The following is a 3,268-nucleotide window of genomic DNA, read 5'->3' on the forward strand; positions in this document are numbered from 1 at the left end:
CGGCGCCTCACGCCGCTGCTGGGCTGCGAGGGCGCGGTCGGCGTCCCGCCCGACCAGGGCGGTGAGGACGACGCCGAGTGCGGCCCACAGCGCGACGAGCGTCAGCAGCGACTCGCGGCGGAAGTACCAGAGCACGTCGGCGGGGAAGTCGCCCAGCTCGTTGACGGTGGGCAGGGCCGTGCCGAGGCCGACGACCACGACGAGGTAGACCGCGGTCGCGGCGACCACGGCGCCGAAGCCGCCCAGCGGCTCGAGCAGGCGGCGGGCCAGGACGACCGCGGCCACCGCCGCGACCAGGCTGATCGCCCAGAAGCCGAAGTAGAGGGCGGTACGCTCGCCGATCGTCTCGCCGTCGCCCACCGCCGGTGGGGTCGGCGGGTACTTGAGGAAGGGCACGAGGGCCGTGGCGACGAAGCCGACCAGGGCCACCACCGCGGTGGCCCCGCGGGCGTCCAGCCGGCCCAGGCGGCCGAGGGCGAAGGCGGCGGCCAGCCGCGGTGGCGCCGCCGAGCAACGGGTGCCGAGCAGGAGCGTGCCGGTGGCCAGGCCCCAGGTGGACTGGGTCGAGCGGGAGACCTCGGCGCCCTCGCCGTGGCTGTGGCCGGCCTCCTCCTCGTCGTGCTCGTGGGAGTGGGCGGCGGTGCCCTCGTCGTGGCTGTGCTGGGCGGCTCGGCCGAGCCCGCCTCCTCCAGCGCGATGGCGGCGTCGACCTGGGGCTCGGCCACGACGTAGGCGACGAGGAAGGCGGCCAGGCCGGCGACGAGACCGGCCAGCAGGCCGTGGACGAGGAAGGTGCGTGGGGTCATGAGGGTTCCGTTCGCGGCGTCCGGGCAGCACGAGCCGCCGGGACGAGGGTGAGTGAGGACCCGGACGCGAGGTCCGGGAAGGACGTCGGGTCAGGACCCGACGGCGGTGGCGCGCGGCTGCGTCAGTGGCAGGGGTAGCCCATGACGTGGCGGGCGTCGTGGACCCACTCGTGGATCGCGGTGCCCTCGAAGACCGAGAACGCACCCTGCTCGGCGCCGACGAAGAACAGCACGACGGTCGTGAGCAGGGCGAAGAAGACCGCCCAGGGCGCGAGCGCCGCGACGGGGATCTGGGGAAGGGCGGCCGGGACGGCCGTGGTTGCCTGAGGCATCTGACACTCCTTGGGGATTCTGCGTCCCATCGATGGATGTTCGCCTCGGCCGTCGGGTCTGGCTCCACCCCGCAAGGGGCGTCACAGTAGCGCGACTGCGCCGGATTCCCACCGGCTTCCTCCGACCGAGGTGGCACGAACCTAGCAGGTCAGTGAGGTCGCGCGAGGGTGTTCGACGTCACGATCGCCTGGGCGTTGCCGGGCAGCTCGCACGGGCTGCCGGTGAGCAGCTCGACGGCGACCACGATGGTGTCGCCGTGGCTGACGACCAGCAGGTCCCCATGGTGGTCGGCCAGCACGGCGCGGACGCGCTCACGCACCTGCTCGACGGTCTCGTCGCGGTCGCGCTCGACCAGGCGCTCGTCCACGCGCACCGAGAGACCGAGGGCCTCGGCGACGACGTCGGCGGTGACGATCGGCTCGCGGGGGAGCAGCTCGAGCAGCCGGGCCAGCGCCGTCCCGCCGCGCACCGGCCCGACCGCGGCCGCCCACGCCTGCCGGATCTCGTGCAGGTGCGTCGCCGTCGTCCGCGACTCGTGGCTGGCGATGAGCGTGGACGACGTGAGCAGCCCGATCAGCGTGTACGCCCGCCCCTCGCGGTAGTCGCCGAGCGCGTCGAAGTAGCGCTGCCGGTTGGCCACGAGCCCGGACGCGATCGGCACGGTCAGGTGACGGGTGGCGCGGCGTCGGCGCAGGACGGCGTGGACGAGCGTGCGTCCGACCCGGCCGTTGCCGTCATGGAAGGGGTGGATGGACTCGAACTGCGCGTGCACGACGGCGGCCTGCACGAGCACCGGCACGTCGTCGCGGTTGGCGTAGGCGACGAGGTCGGCCAGGTAGGCGTCCACGGTCTCGGGCGGAGGAGGGACGAACAGGGCGCCGCGCGGCGAGTAGTCGCTGCCGCCGATCCAGCTCTGCCGGCGGCGCAGGCGCCCGCCCTTGGGGGCGTCCTCGGCGCTGCGGCTGAACAGCGCGCGGTGCGCCTCGAGCAGGGCGTCCAGGCGGATCTGACCGGTCGTCTCGGCGTCCTCGATGATGCCGACCAGCGCGTCCGTCGCCGACACCATCGACCGGGCGGACGCGTTCGCGCGGACACCGAACAGGGCCCGGGCGTAGTCGGACAGGCTCGACTCGATGTTCTCGATCTTGGACGACGCGACCGACTCCGTGCGCAGCAGCAACGAGTCCAGCGCACCGAGCCGGCTGCCGTGGCTGTTGTCGAGCCGGCCGAGGTTGTTGAGCGCGTTGTCCATCATGAGCCGCAGCGGGCGCTCGAGCGGGTAGTCGAGCGCGGCGATCATCGGTGGCAGGCTGACCTCGACCTCGCGCAGGTCGCGGTCGGCGCGCGGTCCCTTCGGCACGGTCTGGCGCCAGGGACGCACCTCGCGCCGGTGCGGCGGCCAGTCGGTCTCGAGCACCTCGGGAGTCTGGCACGCGGATGTTTCGGGCGTGCTTCCTCGCTGAGCGTGACCAGCAGGAAGGTGAGCACCGCGAGGGCGGGGGGCGACGACCCAGGCGAGGGTCCGCAGCCGGGTGCGCAGCGCGACCGCCCAGCGTCCGAGCCGCAGGGCGTCGGCGACCCTTCGGACGTCGAGGTCGTCGAGCGCCAGGTCGGCGCCTGACCCGTCCGGTCCGAGCCGGATGTCCGCACCGACACCGGCGCCGCGCCCGCGTCGCCCGACGACGCGTCCGGACGTCCGCAGCCGGCCACGACCGCAGCCCGCACAGCGTCGCCGGCCTCGGCGTGCCAGTGCTCGACGCCCGGACTGCGTCGGCCACGTGCGCGGTGTCGACCGCAGACCCGGCCGAGACCAGCTCCACCCGCACGCCGTCGGCGGCCAGGGCGTCCACCACGGACGCGCGTGCTCGCGGACGACCTCGGCGACCACGAGCCGTCCGAGCGGGGCGTCCGTCGACCTCGACGCCGACGGTGGTGCCGATGCCGTCCACGGGCGCGAGCCGACCCAGTCCGGCCGGCCCAGGCGGACCGGGTGCTTGTCGACCGATCCGCTCAGCCCGACCCCGGGCGTGGCCACGACGTCGGTCACCCGGCCGCGGGTCGCGAGCTGGGCGACGGCCCGGTCGACGGGGGAGTCGGACGTGTGGGCGAGAGCGGCGGCGAACCAGCGC

At 74.5% G+C, this 3,268-nt stretch carries 2 protein-coding genes, 2 pseudogenes and 1 riboswitch; all 4 genes and pseudogenes read right to left on the reverse strand.

Annotated features, from left to right (window positions below; all coding sequences use genetic code 11):
• A pseudogene (locus AC2W7G_RS12355) lies at positions 1-573 on the reverse strand (CbtA family protein); the annotation flags it as partial.
• Between the two features lie 134 nt (positions 574-707).
• Positions 708-806 (reverse strand): annotated as a pseudogene (locus AC2W7G_RS12360) (CbtA family protein); the annotation flags it as partial.
• A 122-nt stretch (positions 807-928) separates the two neighbouring features.
• On the reverse strand, positions 929-1,138 hold the full coding sequence (locus AC2W7G_RS12365; RefSeq protein ID WP_019145819.1) for a CbtB domain-containing protein: 210 nt from the start codon (positions 1,136-1,138) through the stop codon (positions 929-931).
• 43 nt (positions 1,139-1,181) lie between these two features.
• A riboswitch (adenosylcobalamin (AdoCbl) riboswitch) is annotated at positions 1,182-1,269 on the reverse strand.
• An 18-nt stretch (positions 1,270-1,287) separates the two neighbouring features.
• Positions 1,288-2,556: a Fic family protein gene (locus AC2W7G_RS12370; RefSeq protein WP_485868703.1), complete on the reverse strand. Its 1,269-nt coding sequence runs from the start codon at positions 2,554-2,556 to the stop codon at positions 1,288-1,290.
• Between the last annotated feature and the right edge of the window lie 712 nt (positions 2,557-3,268).

Source organism: Aeromicrobium sp. PFPM2_SD2 (assembly GCF_057364525.1).

Bases quoted from the DNA above. Each gene is read 5' to 3' on its own strand.
- AC2W7G_RS12365 (WP_019145819.1), bottom strand. From the start codon at position 1,138: ATGCCTCAGGCAACCACGGCCGTCCCGGCCGCCCTTCCCCAGATCCCC.